This is a genomic window from Streptomyces sp. NPDC021356 (assembly GCF_040641015.1).
Taxonomy (GTDB): Bacteria; Actinomycetota; Actinomycetes; order Streptomycetales; family Streptomycetaceae; genus Streptomyces.
Map to the genome: position 1 here is coordinate 24,617 of NZ_JBFACU010000030.1, position 16,165 is coordinate 40,781.

Annotated in this window: 13 protein-coding genes; 10 read left to right on the forward strand and 3 right to left on the reverse strand. The window is 71.3% G+C overall.

Annotation, left to right across the window (positions count from 1 at the left end; genetic code table 11):
- Positions 1-70: 70 nt before the first annotated feature.
- Positions 71-745, reverse strand: coding sequence for a DUF1707 domain-containing protein (locus AB0G56_RS31425; RefSeq protein WP_360975989.1), 675 nt, complete (start codon positions 743-745; stop codon positions 71-73).
- Positions 746-927: 182 nt separating this feature from the next.
- Here AB0G56_RS31425 and AB0G56_RS31430 point away from each other — a divergent pair, with 182 nt between their 5' ends.
- Complete coding sequence (locus tag AB0G56_RS31430) at positions 928-2,598, forward strand: fumarate hydratase (RefSeq protein ID WP_360975992.1); 1,671 nt, start codon at positions 928-930, stop codon at positions 2,596-2,598.
- A gap of 74 nt (positions 2,599-2,672) precedes the next feature.
- Here the strand turns inward: AB0G56_RS31430 and AB0G56_RS31435 are convergent, their stop codons facing one another.
- Entirely contained in the window at positions 2,673-3,239 is a 567-nt protein-coding gene (locus AB0G56_RS31435; RefSeq protein WP_360975995.1) for a nucleoside deaminase, read from the reverse strand.
- Positions 3,240-3,396: 157 nt separating this feature from the next.
- On the opposite strand from AB0G56_RS31435, the gene AB0G56_RS31440 reads away from it, so the two are divergent.
- The 5 genes from AB0G56_RS31440 to AB0G56_RS31460 all read left to right on the forward strand — a co-directional run bounded on the left by AB0G56_RS31440 (position 3,397) and on the right by AB0G56_RS31460 (position 10,685).
- Positions 3,397-4,362 carry an antibiotic biosynthesis monooxygenase gene (locus AB0G56_RS31440; protein ID WP_360975998.1) on the forward strand — a complete coding sequence of 322 codons (966 nt, stop codon included), beginning with the start codon at positions 3,397-3,399 and terminating at the stop codon, positions 4,360-4,362.
- Between the two features lie 173 nt (positions 4,363-4,535).
- Complete coding sequence (locus AB0G56_RS31445; RefSeq protein ID WP_360976001.1) at positions 4,536-5,912, forward strand: FAD-binding oxidoreductase; 1,377 nt, start codon at positions 4,536-4,538, stop codon at positions 5,910-5,912.
- Positions 5,913-6,028: 116 nt separating this feature from the next.
- A complete protein-coding gene (locus tag AB0G56_RS31450; RefSeq protein ID WP_360976004.1) occupies positions 6,029-7,414 on the forward strand; it encodes a class II fumarate hydratase in 1,386 nt (461 codons plus the stop codon).
- A gap of 74 nt (positions 7,415-7,488) precedes the next feature.
- Positions 7,489-8,181, forward strand: coding sequence for a DUF402 domain-containing protein (locus tag AB0G56_RS31455; protein WP_360976007.1), 693 nt, complete (start codon positions 7,489-7,491; stop codon positions 8,179-8,181).
- Between the two features lie 293 nt (positions 8,182-8,474).
- Entirely contained in the window at positions 8,475-10,685 is a 2,211-nt protein-coding gene (locus tag AB0G56_RS31460) for a SpoIIE family protein phosphatase (RefSeq protein WP_360976010.1), read from the forward strand.
- 102 nt (positions 10,686-10,787) lie between these two features.
- On the opposite strand, the gene AB0G56_RS31465 is transcribed toward AB0G56_RS31460, so the two are convergent.
- Positions 10,788-13,196: a transglycosylase domain-containing protein gene (locus AB0G56_RS31465; RefSeq protein ID WP_360976013.1), complete on the reverse strand. Its 2,409-nt coding sequence runs from the start codon at positions 13,194-13,196 to the stop codon at positions 10,788-10,790.
- A 269-nt stretch (positions 13,197-13,465) separates the two neighbouring features.
- Between AB0G56_RS31465 and AB0G56_RS31470 the strand changes: the two genes are divergently transcribed.
- The 4 genes from AB0G56_RS31470 to AB0G56_RS31485 all read left to right on the forward strand — a co-directional run bounded on the left by AB0G56_RS31470 (position 13,466) and on the right by AB0G56_RS31485 (position 16,136).
- On the forward strand, positions 13,466-14,407 hold the full coding sequence (locus tag AB0G56_RS31470; protein ID WP_360976016.1) for an SPFH domain-containing protein: 942 nt from the start codon (positions 13,466-13,468) through the stop codon (positions 14,405-14,407).
- On the forward strand, positions 14,404-14,709 hold the full coding sequence (locus AB0G56_RS31475; protein ID WP_360976019.1) for a hypothetical protein: 306 nt from the start codon (positions 14,404-14,406) through the stop codon (positions 14,707-14,709). Before AB0G56_RS31470 ends, AB0G56_RS31475 begins: the two co-directional genes overlap by 4 nt.
- A gap of 216 nt (positions 14,710-14,925) precedes the next feature.
- On the forward strand, positions 14,926-15,450 hold the full coding sequence (locus tag AB0G56_RS31480; protein WP_360976022.1) for a PadR family transcriptional regulator: 525 nt from the start codon (positions 14,926-14,928) through the stop codon (positions 15,448-15,450).
- Positions 15,447-16,136 (forward strand): ABC transporter ATP-binding protein, encoded by a 690-nt coding sequence (locus AB0G56_RS31485; protein WP_360976025.1) that lies wholly within the window; start codon positions 15,447-15,449, stop codon positions 16,134-16,136. The genes AB0G56_RS31480 and AB0G56_RS31485 overlap by 4 nt, the downstream gene beginning before the upstream one ends.
- The last annotated feature ends 29 nt before the right edge of the window (positions 16,137-16,165 follow it).

Consider the following 16,165-nt stretch of genomic DNA (forward strand, 5'->3'; position numbering starts at 1 on the left):
GAGAGACGATGCAGCAAGGCCTACCCGCTGTACGCGGGCCTATGCACTCGGTGGTGAACCGGCCGTTTGCTCACAGGTGCTTGCGCACATGCTTGTCGACCTTGCGCTGCACCCGGTCGAGGATGTCCGCGACGAGCTTGCCTCGCTTGGGCCGCGCCTCCACGTTGCCGAGGACGGCCCAGCCGTCGACGTAGACGACGGGGGCGTCGGGGTCGGCCGCGTCCAGCGTGTCCACCTCGAAGTTGCCGAGGATGCCGCCGCCGGTGCCGCGCAGCGTCACGTTCTCCGGGACGCGGATCTGGACGTCGCCGAAGACCGAGACGGCCTTGATGACGACCTGCTGGTACTCGAAGGTCGCCTCGCTGAGGTCGATCTCGATACTGCCGAAGACCGAGTACGCGTGCAGCCTGCGCCCGGCGCGCCAGCGGCCCCTGCGGGTGGCCGCGCTGAACACCGCCACCACGTTCTCGTCGGCCTGCGGGGGTATCTCCTCCTCGGACGGGCGCCTGGGCGCGAACGAAGGGGCGGTGCGGCCCTGGTGGGCGGCGGGCAGGTCCTGGATGAAGACCTCCAGCTCACCGACCGTCTTGGCGTTCAGCACCCCCTCTACGCGCTCGGCGTGCTCGTCGGCGGTGAGGCGGCCCTCGGCGAGGGCGTCGCGCAGCATGTCGGCGATGCGGTCACGGTCGGCGTCCGAGGCGCGCAGCTCCGTGGCAGGGGGCGCGGTCTGCTTCTGAAGGTCCACGGCAGCAGCGTACCCAAACACGATAGATCGCGACACCTCTGCGGCGGAAACCGGCGGAGCGGAAGCGATGCGGAGGGAACTGAGCGGGACCTCACAGACCCGCTGCCGGCGGCAGGTTCTACGCTGGTCGGTGCCCGCCGGCGTCGACGGGCAGCCGTCCGTAGAGTGAGGAATGGGCTGAGATGCCTGAGTTCGCGTACACCGATCTGCTCCCCCAGGGTGAGGACACCACTCCGTACCGGCTGGTGACGTCCGAGGGCGTCTCCACCGTCGAGGGACCCGACGGGCGTACGTTCCTCAAGGTCGAGCCCGATGCGCTGCGCAAGCTGGCCGAGGAGGCGATCCACGACATCCAGCACTACCTGCGCCCGGCCCACCTCGCCCAGCTCCGCCGCATCGTCGACGATCCGGAGGCCAGCGCGAACGACAAGTTCGTCGCCCTGGACCTGCTGAAGAACGCGAACATCGCCGCCGCCGGTGTGCTGCCCATGTGCCAGGACACGGGCACCGCGATCGTGATGGGCAAGCGCGGGCAGAACGTGCTGACCGCGGGCGGCGACGAGGAGGCCCTCTCGCACGGCATCTACGACGCGTACACCAAGCTCAACCTGCGCTACTCGCAGATGGCGCCGCTGACCATGTGGGAGGAGAAGAACACCGGTTCCAACCTCCCCGCCCAGATCGAGCTGTACGCCACCGACGGCGGCGCCTACAAGTTCCTGTTCATGGCCAAGGGCGGCGGCAGCGCCAACAAGTCCTTCCTCTACCAGGAGACGAAGGCCGTCCTGAACGAGTCCTCCATGATGAAGTTCCTGGAGGAGAAGATCCGTTCGCTGGGCACGGCCGCCTGCCCGCCGTACCACCTGGCGATCGTCGTCGGCGGTACGTCGGCCGAGTACGCGCTGAAGACCGCGAAGTACGCCTCCGCGCACTACCTGGACAACCTGCCCGCCGAGGGCTCCGCGCTCGGCCACGGCTTCCGGGACGAGGAGCTGGAGGAGAAGGTCTTCGAGCTGACGCAGAAGATCGGCATCGGCGCGCAGTTCGGCGGCAAGTACTTCTGCCACGACGTGCGCGTGGTGCGCCTGCCGCGGCACGGCGCGTCCTGCCCCGTCGCCATCGCCGTCTCCTGCTCGGCCGACCGCCAGGCCGTCGCCAAGATCACCGCGGAGGGCGTGTTCCTGGAGCAGCTGGAGACGGACCCGGCGCGGTTCCTGCCGGAGACGACGGACGAGCACCTGGAGTCGGACGGTGACGTCGTCAAGATCGACCTGAACCAGCCGATGGAGTCGATCCTCGCCGAGCTGGCCAAGTACCCGGTCAAGACCCGCCTCTCCCTCACCGGCCCGCTGGTCGTCGCCCGCGACATCGCCCACGCGAAGATCAAGGAGCGGCTGGACGCGGGCGAGGGCATGCCGCAGTACCTCAAGGACCACCCGGTCTACTACGCCGGCCCGGCCAAGACCCCCGAGGGCTACGCCTCCGGCTCCTTCGGTCCGACCACGGCGGGCCGCATGGACTCCTACGTGGAGCAGTTCCAGGCGGCGGGCGGCTCCAAGGTGATGCTCGCCAAGGGCAACCGAAGCAAGCAGGTCACGGACGCGTGCGACGCGCACGGCGGCTTCTACCTGGGCTCGATCGGCGGGCCCGCGGCGCGACTCGCCCAGGACTGCATCAAGAAGGTCGAGGTCCTGGAGTACGAGGAGCTGGGCATGGAGGCCGTCTGGAAGATCGAGGTCGAGGACTTCCCGGCGTTCATCGTCGTCGACGACAAGGGCAACGACTTCTTCCAGGACCCGGCCCCGCAGCCGACGTTCACGAGCATTCCGGTGCGGGGGCCCGGCCTGGGCTGACCCCCCAGCGCACGCCCGGGGCCCTCGGCGAACGCCGGGGGCTCTTCCCCGTCGCGCGGACGCGCGGCGCGGGTTCAGTACGGGTGGCGGTCCGGCTTGGCCTCCCAGGCCTCGTACGCCTTCGCGCCCAGCTCCGGGTGGATCTGCTCGATGTGGATGCGGCGCTGGTCCAGGGGCTTTCGGAAGTCCTCGTACTGGAAGGCGTCGTCGAAGCCGATCTTCCGTGTGGCCTCGAGAGCGCAGCCGAAGTACACGTTGTCGATGCGCGCCCAGTAGATGGCGCTCATGCACATGGGGCACGGTGCGCCGCTGATGTAGATCGAACAGCCCTGGAGCATCCGGGCCCGTTCCGGGACCGGGTCGGGAGAGCCTTCGGGGCGCGGCACGTATTCCAGGATGCCCTCGTTCTGGTGGTCCTCCGAGATGCTGGGCGCCTCCGGGTTGAGGAGCTGGGAGGCCTTGCGGATGGTCTCTATCTCGGCATGTGCGGTCGGGTCGCCGGTCAGGAGGACACGGTTCCGGCCGCGGGCGAGAATCTCGCCGTCCCGGGTGATCACGGCGCCGAACGGACCGCCCCAGCCGTGCTCCGCCGACTCCGTGGCCAGCCGCACCGCTTCCGCCATGAACTCCTTGTGACCCATCACGACCTCCGCTCCGCGCCCGCCCGGTAATTCGGGTGTGCGGATTTCCCTTCCCCTGATCTACCCCTGATCCCGAGCTCTGTTCCCGTTCCCCCCGATTCCCGTTCCGATTTTCCCCGCTTGTCCGGTAAGTCCCTTCAGGATTAGGCTACTCCGCATGAGCGCCAGCGCAAACCGCGGACGTGGTGGAGCCGGAGCCACCGTCGTGACCTCCCAGAAGGTCGTCCCCGGTCGCGAGGACGACTACGAATGCTGGCAGGAACGAGTGAACGGGGCCGTGCGCGACTTCGACGGCTTCGAGGGAACGGAGCTGTACCCGCCCGGTGCCGAGGACAACCAGTGGGTCGTGGTGTTCCGCTTCTCGGACGTCGGCCGGCTGAGCGCCTGGCTCGGGTCGGCGACGCGCCGCGAACTCCTCGACGAGGGCCGTCACTTGTTCGAGGAGGAGCCCGCTCAGGAAGTGCTCAGCGGAGGGCGGCCCGCTCAGGAAGCCGTGACGGCCGTCATCTCGCACAAGGTACGCCCGGGCCACGAGCAGGACTTCGTGCGGTGGCAGGACAAGGCCCTCAGGACCCAGCAGAGGTTCCGGGGCTTCATGGGATCAGAACTCTTCGCGCCGGTGGAGGGAATCCAGGACCGGTGGGTCGTCGTGTTCCGGTTCGACAGTCGCGAACATCTGGAGCAGTGGCTGGAGTCGGACGTCCGCGGGAAACTCCTGGAGGAGGGGCGTGACTCCTTCGCCGACTTCGACGTACGCGAGATCGCGTCGGCCTTCAGCGGGTGGTTCCGCTTCGGCGGCGGGGAACAGGCGGGTGTCCCGCCCAACTGGAAGCAGGCCATGTCCGTTCTTCTCGCGCTCTATCCCACCGTCATGGTGCTGAACCTCACCGTGGCCGCCGCCCTCACGGGTGCCGGCGTCGCGGGATTCCTCGGCCTTTTCATCGGAAACGTACTGAGCGTGGGAATTCTGACCTGGTTTCTGATGCCCTTGGTAGTCAACCGCGGGCTGGCCTTCTGGCTGGCCCCCGACCGGCCGCGCTCGCGCCGCACCGATCTGGCGGGCGCGGCCGTCGTGCTCGCGTGCTACGCGGCACTCCTCGCGATTTTCAGCGTCACCGCATAGCGGCGCACGCGACCGACACGGAAGCGCACGCGCATGTCCTCACGCCGAAGGATTCCGACGACTTCATGGCGTCTCCCGGCGTCTCTTTCAGAGTCGTCCACGGTATCGGTCGCCGCAACCTCGCTGCCCGAGGGCGTGAGCGGGCGCCGGGCCCCGGGGCGAGGAGTCACATGATGAGCCGCCACACGCAGGGGCGCGGTCCCGGGGGCCTGTCGGTCCGCAGGGGCGACGACGGTTACGAGGACATCCGCAGGGCCGTGGTGTGGAACGCGCTCACACCGGCTCGGTTCCCGGACGTCATCGTGCGCGCGGCGTCGGCCGGCGATGTCGTGGAAGCGGTGCGCCTGGCCCGGTCCGAGGGACTCCGGGTCGCCGTACGGTCGGGAGGGCACAGCTGGTGCGGGTCGCCCCTGCGCGACGGGGGCATGCTCATCGACGTGTCCGGGCTGCGCGCCTGCGCCGTCGACCCCGCCTCGGGGACGGCGACGGTGCAGCCCGGTGTCACGGGCCGGCAGCTCATCTCGCGGCTCGGCGGTCACCGACTCGCCTTCCCCGCCGGCCACTGCGGCTCCGTCGCCGTCGGCGGATACCTCCTCAGCGGCGGGCTCGGCTGGAACTCCGGTGCCCGCGGGCCGGCGTGCGCCGGTGTCGAGCGCATAGAAGCCGTGACCGCGGACGGGGAGGCGGTCACCTGCGGCGGGAGCGAGCACGCGGACCTGTTCTGGGCGGCCCGGGGAGCGGGCCCCGGCTTCTTCGCCGCGGTCACCGCCTTCCACCTCAAGCCGTACCCCCGTCCCGGCGCGATCGCCTGCAGCCGGTGGACCTTCCCCCTGGCAGCCGTCACGGAGGCGACGCACTGGGCAACCGAGCTGGCCCCCGGCCTCTCCCCGAGCGTCGAGCTGGGTTTCGCCCTCGCCGCGGCGGCCCCCGGCACCGAGCCGGGCCCGCGAGTGGTGACCGTCACCGGCACCGCCTTCGCCTCGTCACGGCGGGAAGCCGAGGAGTTCCTCCGCCCGCTGCACCGCTGCCCCCTGGGCGGACGCTCCCTCTCCCGGCGACTGGACGAGCCGACGACGTACGAGGCCCTGTACGCCTCCTCCGACGCCCTGTGGCCGCCACGGCTGCGCTACGCGGCGGACACCCTGTGGTCGGACGCCGGCTTCCCCGCGCTGCTCAGCCGGCTGGCCAAGGCCCTCGACTCGGCCTCTTCGGGCAGGTCGCTGGTCATCGCACCGGTCTCGCCGGTGGGCCGGCCGACGCAGGACATGGCCTTCTCGGCACTCGGCGAGAGCTACGCCGTCCCCTACGCCGTCTGGGACGACCCCGGCCAGGACGCCGCCAACACCGGCTGGCTGCGGGAAGCGATGCACCGGGTCGAACCCCTCGGAACAGGGCACTACATCGCCGAGACGGACCTCACCGCGGCACCGTCCCGCGCCCGCCGCTCCTTCACCCCGGACGCCTGGCAGCGCCTGCGGGCCTTGAGAGCGCGATACGACCCCGAAGGACTCTTCCACTCGTACCTGTCGCCGGACGACGACACACCGTAGCTGGCGCCGCGCCCACGGTCCGAGCGCCCACGGAACCGGCCCGCGCCGCCCCACCGCCCACCCCCGTCCGGCCCAACGGCCGGAACAACCGCACCCCCTGACGCGCTGTACCCGGTATGAGCGAATACCGCATCGAGCACGACTCCATGGGCGAGGTCCAGGTTCCCGCGCACGCCAAGTGGCGGGCCCAGACGCAGCGGGCCGTGGAGAACTTCCCCGTCTCCGGGCAGCGGATCGAGCGGGCGCACATCGAGGCGCTCGCGCGGATCAAGGGCGCCGCCGCCAAGGTCAACGCGGAACTCGGGGTGCTCGACAAGGAGGTCGCCGAGGCGATCCGGGAGGCGGCCGCGGAGGTCGCCGAGGGCAAGTGGGACGAGCACTTCCCCGTGGACGTGTTCCAGACCGGGTCGGGAACCTCGTCGAACATGAACACCAACGAGGTGCTCGCCACGCTCGCGAGCGAGCGCCTGGGCCGGGACGTGCACCCCAACGACCACGTCAACGCCTCCCAGTCCTCCAACGACGTCTTCCCCTCCTCCATCCACATCGCCGCCACCGCCGCCGTCACCCGGGACCTGATCCCGGCCCTCGAGCACCTGGCGGACGCGCTCGGCCGCAAGGCCGAGGAGTTCGCGGACGTGGTGAAGTCGGGACGGACCCACCTGATGGACGCCACGCCCGTCACCCTGGGCCAGGAGTTCGGCGGGTACGCGGCCCAGGTGCGGTACGGCGTCGAGCGGCTGCGGGCCTCCCTGCCCCGGCTGGCCGAGCTGCCGCTGGGCGGCACCGCCGTCGGCACCGGCATCAACACCCCGCCCGGCTTCCCCGCCGCCGTCATCGAGGAGGTCGCCCGCGTCACGGGGCTGCCGCTCACCGAGGCCCGCGACCACTTCGAGGCGCAGGGCGCGCGGGACGGCGTCGTGGAGACCAGCGGGCAGCTGCGGACCATCGCCGTCGGCCTGACGAAGATCGCCAACGATCTGCGGTGGATGTCCTCCGGGCCGCGCACCGGGCTCGCCGAGATCTCCCTGCCCGACCTCCAGCCCGGTTCCTCGATCATGCCCGGCAAGGTCAACCCGGTCGTCCCCGAGGCCGTCCTGATGGTCGCCGCACAGGTCGTCGGCAACGACGCCACGGTCGCCACCGCGGGCGCCGCCGGCAACTTCGAGCTGAACGTCATGCTGCCGGTCATCGCCAAGAACGTCCTGGAGTCGATCCGGCTGCTCGCCAACGTCTCCCGGCTGCTCGCCGACCGCACCGTGGACGGCATCACCGCACACCGGGAACGGGCCCGCGAGTACGCCGAGTCCTCGCCCTCCGTCGTCACGCCGCTCAACAAGTACATCGGCTACGAGGAGGCCGCGAAGGTCGCCAAGAAGGCGCTCGCCGAGGAGAAGACGATCCGTCAGGTCGTACTGGAGAGCGGGTACGTGGAGCGCGGCGACCTGACCGCCGCGCAGCTCGACGAGGCGCTGGACGTGCTGCGGATGACGCGCCCCTGAAGAGGTCGGGCGCACGGACACCATCCGTCACGCCGACCGCAGCGGCCGATGGCCATGACACCTAATATCTGTGCATGGCAGACGACGGAGCGGTGAGAGATGTGACGGCACGCGGTGCGACGGCCCGTTGGGCGCCCGGGAGTCATGTCCTGTGGCGCTACCGGGACAACGGCGGGCCGGGGTTCCACATCGCGCGGCCCGTGACCGTCGTGCACGACGACGCCGACCTGCTGGCGGTGTGGCTGGCGCCCGGCACCGAGTGCGTCAGGCCCGTCCTCGCCGACGGCACGCCCGTGCACCTGGAACCGCTGGCCACCCGCTACACCAAGCCCCGTGCGGTGCAGCGGGACCGCTGGTTCGGCACGGGCGTGCTGAAGCTGGCACGGCCCGGTGAGCCCTGGTCGGTGTGGCTGTTCTGGGAGCCGGGCTGGCGGTTCAAGAACTGGTACGTGAACCTGGAGGAGCCGCTGGCCCGTTGGGCGGGCGGCGTCGACTCCGAGGACCACTTCCTGGACATCACCGTGCAGCCGGACCGCAGCTGGGACTGGCAGGACGAGGACGAGTTCGCGCAGGCGCAGCAGGACGGTCTGGTGGACGACGCGCTGGCCGGGCGCGTGCGGGCCGCGGGCCGCCTGGCGGTGGAGGTGATCCGCGCCTGGGGGTCTCCGTTCCGTGACGACTGGCAGGACTGGCGCCCGGATCCCTCCTGGGCTGTACCGTCACTGCCACAGGACTGGGACCGTACGCCCGCGCATGTGTCCTCATGAGACCCTTGATGCGCCCCCGGACAGGAAACGTAGGATCGTCCTCCGCAAGGGCGCAGGGGGGCACGTAACCGGCGCAACTCCCGCGGCCGGTGGAGAGTCTGACCGTATGTCACCGAGGGGCGGCAGGACGTGAGCGAGGGGTACGAGGGCACGACCCGAGCGGGGCGCATACGGCCCGCCGGTGGCACAGGAACAGCCTCTGACCACGCCGGAAATCCGTTCCTGGGGCATGTATTCCGGGTATCGGGTCTTCGGCGGGACGAACCGCGCGCCCGTCGCGCGGCCCCGGACGGATGGATGCGACACGCGTGACGGAGCAGCCGACCTCCTTCGAACGCCCCCAGCCGGGCGCCGACCGAACGGAACCCCCTGGGGCGCTTCTGCGCGCCCCCGAACCGCCTCAGGCGGCGTTACCGCTGCAGTCGCGCGCGGAGGGCGCGATCCCGCGCCCCGGTGCGCCCGGCGTGGAGGGCGAGCCCCCGGAGGCTTCCGCGCGCCCCGGCACGGCGACCGCCGCCGCCGGCCCGCCCGGGCCCGCCTCCGAGCATTCCCAGTCCGCGTCGGCCGAGCCCGACGCGCACCGGCCGCGTCCCGTTCCGGAGGGCATCCCCGCCCAGCCGGACGCGGCGGCGCGGACCGCCGACGGCACGGAACCCCCGGTCTCCGGGGCCCCTGCGGCGTCCCCGGAAGCCGTTCCCGCAGCGGCGGGCGGGGGCGGCGGGCGGGAGCGGCGCGCGCCGGACGGTCAGGACCGGCGGACCGGACAGGGCCTGCCGCCGGGGCGGCCGCTGCCGATGCGCCGCGACGGCGACCGGCTCCGGTTCGTGGGCGCGGCGACGCGGCGCATCGCGCGCGGCATGGACCTGGACGAGATCGTCATGGGGTTGTGCCGGGCGACCGTGCCGACGTTCTCCGACGCGATCCTGGTCTATCTGCGCGAGCCGCTGCCGGTGGGCGACGAGCGGCCGGTGGGCCCGCTCGTGCTGCGGCTGCGCCGTACCGACCGGATCCCGGCCGAGCGGGACCTGGAGGCCGGGATCATGCCCGTGCCGGCGCCCGAGCAGCCGGCCGAGCTGTCCGTGGTCACCAACGAGCTGTGCGAGGTACGGCCCGGCAGCGCGCTCGGCGAGGTGCTGCGCGGGGTGCGGCCGGTGTTCACGGACACCCCGTCCGCGGGGGCCGCGCTGGCCGAACTCCTCGGCGAGGACTCGGAGCTGGCGGTGCCCGGCGGGCAGCGCACGATCCTCGCCCCGCTGCGCGGGCGGCGCCGCGTCATCGGCGCAGCGCTCTTCCTGCGCCGCCCCGACCGTCCGGCCTTCGAGGCCGACGACCTGCTGGTCGCCGCCCAGTTGGCCACGCACAGCGCGCTCGGCGTCGACAAGGCTGTGCTGTACGGGCGTGAGGCGTACATCGCCGACGAGTTGCAGCGCACCATGCTGCCGGAGACGCTGCCGCGTCCGACGGGTGTCCGGCTGGCGTCCCGCTATCTGCCCGCCGCCGAGACGGCGCGGGTGGGCGGCGACTGGTACGACGCGATCCCGCTGCCCGGCAGCCGGGTCGCCCTGGTCGTCGGCGACGTGATGGGGCACTCCATGACGTCGGCGGCGATCATGGGGCAGCTGCGGACGACCGCGCAGACGCTCGCGGGCCTGGACCTGCCGCCGCAGGAGGTGCTGCACCACCTGGACGAGCAGGCGCAGCGCCTGGGCACCGACCGCATGGCGACCTGCCTGTACGCGGTCTACGACCCGGTCTCGCACCGCATCACCATCGCCAACGCCGGTCACCCGCCGCCCGTGCTGCTGCACCTGGGCGGCCGGGCCGAGGTGCTGCGGGTGCCGCCGGGCGCGCCGATCGGCGTGGGCGGCGTGGACTTCGAGGCGGTGGAGCTGGACGCGCCGGCCGGCGGCACGCTGCTGCTGTACACCGACGGCCTGGTGGAGTCGCGGCTGCGGGACGTGTGGACCGGCATAGAGCAGTTGCGGGAGAAGCTGGCGGCGACCGCGCAGCTCACCGGCCCGGACCATCCGCCGCCGCTGGAAGCCCTGTGCGACGAGGTGCTGGACATGCTCGGTCCGGGCGACCGGGACGACGACATCGCGCTGCTGGCCGCCCGCTTCGACGGGATCGCGCCGAGCGACGTGGCGTACTGGTTCCTGGAGCCGGAGGACTCCGCGCCGTCGCGGGCCCGCCGGCTGGCCCGCCGGGCGCTGTCCCGCTGGGGCCTGGAGGAGCTGACGGACTCGGTGGAGCTGCTGGTCAGCGAGGTCGTCACCAACGCGGTGCGGTACGCCTCCCGTCCGGTGACGCTGCGGCTGCTGCGCACGGACGTGCTGCGCTGCGAGGTCGGCGACGACGTGCCGCAGCTGCCCCGGCTGCGGCAGGCGCGGGCCACGGACGAGGGCGGCCGGGGCCTGTACCTGGTGAACAAACTGGCCCGGCGCTGGGGCGCGACCCGGCTGAGCACCGGCAAGGTGGTCTGGTTCGAACTGCACCGCGGCTGACCGTACGGCGAAGCGGGAGGCGGCACGAGAAGGCCGGGAGGACGAGGGCGTCGCCCCGGTCCTCCCGGCCTTCTCCCGTCGTCTCCCGGCCTTCTCCGTCGGCTACTGCCCGGGCAGTCCGTCGTGCATGTGGTGCTGGTCGTCCGGGTTCAGCGGGTTCTCCACCGAGCCGCTGCTCGACGGGTCGGGCGGGGACGCCGAGTGGCTCGGCGGCGGCGGGCTCGCGGAGTGGCTCGGCGGCGGGCTCGCGGAGTGGGACGGCGGCGGCGGGCTCGCGGAGTGGGACGGCGGCGTCGGCGAGTGGCTGGGCGACATCGACGGCGAGTGGCTCGGCGACTGGGTCGTCGAGGGGGTCTGGCTCGGCGACTGCATGGCCGCGCCCTGCGTGGTGTCCAGGTCGAACTTGCTGGTGTCGCCCATGACGCCGAAGGTGTACCCGGCCCAGATCTGCGCCGGGTAGCCGCCGCCGTTGATGCGGCCGCTGCCCGGGATGAGTCCGGTGGCGCCGCTCATGGTGGTGTGCTTGCTGGTCTTGGGGTTCTCACCGAACAGACCGACCGATGTGACCAGGTCCGGCGTGTAGCCGCTGAACCAGGCCGACCAGTTGTTGTCGGACGTACCGGTCTTGCCCGCCACCTGCTGGCCCTCGCGCAGCGGGTTGTCGGCCACCGACGTCTTCGCCGTACCGTCGTCGACCACGCCGGTCAGGACCGAGGTGACCGTGTCGGCGGCCTCGCGGCTGATGACCTGGCCGCCGATGGGGTCGGCGATGGAGACCTTGCGGGTCCGGTTCTCGGCGGAGGCCACGATGCTCGGGGTGACCTTCTTGCCGTGGTTGTCGAGGGTGGCGTAGATCCCGGCCATCTCCAGGGGGCTGGCGCCCATGGAGCCGAGGGTCTGGGCGGGCACGGCCTGCATGCCCTTGGTGTCCATGCCGAGCTTGTCCGCGGTCGCCATCACCTTCTCCATGCCCACGTCGACACCCATCTGCGCGAAGACGGAGTTGACGGACTTGTTCATGGCGGACTGGACGCTGATGTTGCCGTAGCTGACGTCGTCCTCGTTGGGCGGGGCGAAGCCGACCTTGCTGCCGTGGTCGACGACCGGACGCTCACTGGTGCCGTCGTAGACGGTGTTGGCGTCGATGGGCAGGCCGTCCTGCGTCTTGGCGCCCTCGTCCATGGCCGCGGCCAGGATGACCGGCTTGAACGTGGAGGCCGGCTGGAAGTCCCGCCGGGTCGCGTTGCTGATGTAGTGCTTGAAGTAGTCCTGGCCGCCGTACAGGGCGACGATCTTCCCGGTCTTCGGGTCGACGGAGACCGCGCCGGCCTGGACGTTGGCGTCGACCTTGCGCTTCTTCGGGTCGAGCTTGCTGGTGAGCTGCTTCTTGACCGACCCCTCCAGCGCGGACTGCTTCTTGCGGTCGATGTTCAGGGTGATGGTCCACCCCCGGTCGACGACCGCGGCCTCCGCCTGGGACTGCGTGATGCCCTGTTCCTGCATCAGCTGCTGTTCCAGCTGCTTGTTGGCGAGGTCGATCAGGTAGCCCTTCTGCCCCTCGCGGCCGGGCGCGCCCTTGGGGTCCTTGGGCACCGGGAACTTCATGGCCTGGCGCTTGCCGGCGTCGAGCCAGTGCTGCTTGACCATGTTGTCGAGCACGTAGTTCCAGCGGGCCTGCACCAGCCGCTTGCCGTTGGGTCCGGCCACCGCCCAGTCGTACTGGCTCGGCGCCTGGAGCAGCGCGGCGAGGTAGGCGCCCTGTTCGACGCTCAGGTGCTGCGCGTCGACGCGGTAGTAGGCCTGGGCGGCGGCCTGGATGCCGTAGGCGCCGCGACCGTAGTAGCTGGTGTTGATGTAACCGGCGAGGATCTCTTCCTTGGTCTCGCTCCGGTCCACCTTCAGGGAGATGACCAGTTCCTTCAGCTTGCGCGTGACGGTCTGGTCCTGGGTGAGGTAGTAGTTCTTGACGTACTGCTGGGTGATGGTCGAGCCGCCCTGGGTGCCCTTGCCGGTCAGGGTGTTGAGCAGACCGCGGGCCGTGCCCCTCAGGTCGACGCCGGAGTCGTGGTAGAAGGACTTGTTCTCGGCGGCGACGAAGGTGTGCTGGACGTCCTTGGGCACCTTGTCCAGGGACACGCTCTCGCGGTTGACCTCGCCGTCGCGGGCCAGGATGGTGCCGTCGCTGTACTTGTAGACGTTGCTCTGCCGTTCGGCGGCGGCGTTGCCCTTGGGTATGTCCACCATCATGTAGAGCACGACGAAGGCGCCGATGCCGAGCAGGCAGACGCCGAGGACGGTGCCGAGGATCTTCTTCCAGGTGAACAGGCGGCGTATGCCGCTCTTCTTCGCCTTGGCGGGCCGGGCCGATCGCCGGGCGGCGGCCCGGCCGCCCGTGGCGCCGCCGCTCCCCGCCCCGTCCCCGATACCGGTCGTCGGCGTCCCGGACGAGCGCCTGGGCGCCGCGCGGCGGCCACCGCGCTGTCGCGCACGTCTGTCTTCCGCTCGTCCCATGCGTCCGTTCGCTCCGCTTTCGTCTCGGATGTCTCGGCTGTCACTGGCGTACGTCGTTCAGGTCAGCTCAGAAAACTAACACCGCTCTCTGTGACAAACGGCCCGCGATCCGGGCTTTTGGGGACGTGAGAATCAGCACCCGCCCTCAAGTGAACCGACGTCCGGGAGGGTTCGGGGGTTGCCGCGAGCTGTTAAAGTGATATCACTTAGATAGGCAGAAGCTACTACGGCTGCTGCTCGCACCGACCACGAGGAACGGGGGACCTCCCATGTCCGCATCCACTCCGTCCGCGGCGGCCACGGCCGACGCACCCGAGATGCCCGCACCGCAGGTGCGGGAGTTCGCGGCGCACAGCATCAAGGGCGGGCTGGCGCTGCTGCTCGGCCTGCTCGGGCTGCTGGTCGCCGCGGCGCTGGTCGCCGCCGGCGGGGGCCTGGCATCCGGCGGCGCCAAGGCCGCGCTGATCGTCGTCGGCGTCCTGGTCGGCATAGCGGCGCTGCTCGCCATGGCGGGCCTGAACATGGTGGCGCCGGGCGAGGCACGGGTCGTGCAGCTCTTCGGGCGCTACCGGGGCACCATCCGCGAGGACGGCCTGCGCTGGGTGAACCCGCTCACCTCCCGGGAGAAGATCTCCACCCGGGTCCGCAACCACGAGACCGCCGTCCTGAAGGTCAACGACGCCTACGGCAACCCGATCGAGCTGGCCGCGGTCGTGGTGTGGAAGGTCCAGGACACCGCGCAGGCGTCCTTCGAGGTGGACAACTACCTGGAGTTCGTCTCCACGCAGACCGAGGCGGCCGTGCGGCACATCGCCATCGAGTACCCCTACGACGCCCACGACGAGGGCGGGCTGTCGCTGCGCGGCAACGCCGAGGAGATCACCGAGAAGCTCGCCGTCGAACTGCACGCGCGCGTGGCGGCGGCCGGGGTGCGGATCATCGAGTCGCGCTTCACCCACCTCGCGTACGCTCCCGAGATCGCCTCCGCGATGCTCCAGCGCCAGCAGGCCGGAGCGGTCGTCGCGGCCCGGCGGGAGATCGTGGACGGCGCGGTCGGCATGGTCGAGGCGGCACTCGCCCGCATCGCCGAGCAGGACATCGTGGAACTCGACGAGGAGCGGAAGGCCGCGATGGTGTCGAACCTGATGGTGGTGCTGTGCGGGGACCGGGCACCGCAGCCGGTCCTCAACACGGGAACGCTCTACCAGTGACCTCCACGACGGATCCGTCCGAGGAAGGCGAGGGGGCCGAGGGGGCCGAGGGCGTCGAGGGAGCCGGCGGGGCCGCTCCCCGGCGCCGGCCGCAGCAGCGCAAGCAGGTGCTGCTGCGCCTGGACCCGTCGGTCTACGACGCCCTCGCGCGCTGGGCGTCGGACGAACTGCGCTCGGCCAACGCCCAGATCGAGTTCCTGCTGCGCCGCGCCCTCGCCGACGCGGGCCGCCTGCCCGGCGAGACGGGCCCCCTCCCCCGCCGCGGCCGGCCCCCGCGGGGCACTCCGCCGAGGCCGCGGTAGCCACCACCGCACCCCCGCCGCCGCCTCTGGCCGACGCGGTGTCGCCACCGGCCGAAGCGGCGGCGGGGGCAAGAGGCGGGCGACCGCCCGCCGCCCGTAGCGGAACCGTGACAATCCCCTCCCACCTGCGAAGTCACCCTCACTCCTGACACCGGGACAGCCACTGCGCACCGAGCGTATACATCGTGCGTATACACGGTGTGTAGAGTGCTCCGCATGTCCATCGGTCACACCCTCCTGGGGCTCCTGGAGTCCGGGCCGCGCCACGGCTACGACCTCAAGCGCGCCTTCGACGAGACGTTCGGTCACGACCGGCCGCTGCACTACGGCCAGGTCTACTCGACGATGTCGCGGCTGCTGAAGAACGGTCTCGTCGAAGTCGACGGGATCGAGGCCGGCGGCGGCCCCGAACGCAAGCGCTACGCCATCACCGAAGCCGGCATCACGGATGTCGAGCAGTGGCTGGCCACGCCCGAGAAGCCCGAGCCGTACCTCCAGTCGACCCTCTACACCAAGGTCGTCCTGGCCCTGCTCACCCGGCGCGACGCCGCCGACGTCCTGGACACGCAGCGCGCCGAGCACCTGCGCAGCATGCGGATCCTGACCGACCGCAAGCGCAAGGGCGACCTGGCCGACCAGCTGATCTGCGACCACGCCCTGTTCCACCTGGAGGCCGACCTGCGGTGGCTCGAACTCACCGCCGCGCGCCTCGACAAACTCCGTGAGGCGGTGACCCGGTGACTCCTCCCCCCGGCTCCCTGTTGTCGGCCGAGGACCTGCGCAAGGCCTACGGCCCCACCACCGCGCTGGACGGCGCCGAGTTCTCCATCCACCCCGGCGAGGTCGTCGCCGTGATGGGCCCCTCCGGCTCCGGCAAGTCCACGCTGCTGCACTGCCTCGCCGGGATCGTCACCCCGGACTCCGGCTCGATCCTCTACGACGGCCGTGAACTGTCCACCATGTCCGACGCCCAGCGCAGCGCGCTGCGGCGCTCCGAGTTCGGGTTCGTCTTCCAGTTCGGTCAGCTCGTGCCCGAGCTGACCTGCGTGGAGAACGTCGCCCTGCCGCTGCGGCTGAACGGCACCCCGCGCAAGGAGGCCGAGCGCACCGCGCTGACCTGGATGAGCCGGCTGGAGGTCGACGACCTCGGCAAGAAGCGACCCGGCGAGGTCTCCGGCGGTCAGGGGCAGCGCGTCGCGGTCGCCCGTTCGCTGGTCACCAGCCCTCGGGTGCTCTTCGCCGACGAGCCGACCGGCGCGCTCGACTCGCTCAACGGCGAACGCGTGATGGAACTGCTCACCGAGGCCGCCCGGTCCACCAACGCCGCCGTGGTGCTGGTCACCCACGAGGCGCGGGTGGCCGCGTACTCCGACCGCGAGATCGTCGTCCGCGACGGCAAGTCCCGGGACATGGAGCGCATCGTATGAGTGTCCACCCGCCGCCCGCCGTCGCCCGG

Bases quoted from the DNA above. Each gene is read 5' to 3' on its own strand.
- AB0G56_RS31430 (WP_360975992.1), top strand. From the start codon at position 928: ATGCCTGAGTTCGCGTACACCGATCTGCTCCCCCAGGGTGAGGACACC.
- AB0G56_RS31435 (WP_360975995.1), bottom strand. From the start codon at position 3,239: ATGGGTCACAAGGAGTTCATGGCGGAAGCGGTGCGGCTGGCCACGGAG.
- AB0G56_RS31440 (WP_360975998.1), top strand. From the start codon at position 3,397: ATGAGCGCCAGCGCAAACCGCGGACGTGGTGGAGCCGGAGCCACCGTC.
- AB0G56_RS31445 (WP_360976001.1), top strand. From the start codon at position 4,536: ATGAGCCGCCACACGCAGGGGCGCGGTCCCGGGGGCCTGTCGGTCCGC.
- AB0G56_RS31450 (WP_360976004.1), top strand. From the start codon at position 6,029: ATGAGCGAATACCGCATCGAGCACGACTCCATGGGCGAGGTCCAGGTT.
- AB0G56_RS31455 (WP_360976007.1), top strand. From the start codon at position 7,489: ATGGCAGACGACGGAGCGGTGAGAGATGTGACGGCACGCGGTGCGACG.
- AB0G56_RS31460 (WP_360976010.1), top strand. From the start codon at position 8,475: ATGGATGCGACACGCGTGACGGAGCAGCCGACCTCCTTCGAACGCCCC.
- AB0G56_RS31465 (WP_360976013.1), bottom strand. From the start codon at position 13,196: ATGGGACGAGCGGAAGACAGACGTGCGCGACAGCGCGGTGGCCGCCGC.
- AB0G56_RS31470 (WP_360976016.1), top strand. From the start codon at position 13,466: ATGTCCGCATCCACTCCGTCCGCGGCGGCCACGGCCGACGCACCCGAG.
- AB0G56_RS31480 (WP_360976022.1), top strand. From the start codon at position 14,926: ATGTCCATCGGTCACACCCTCCTGGGGCTCCTGGAGTCCGGGCCGCGC.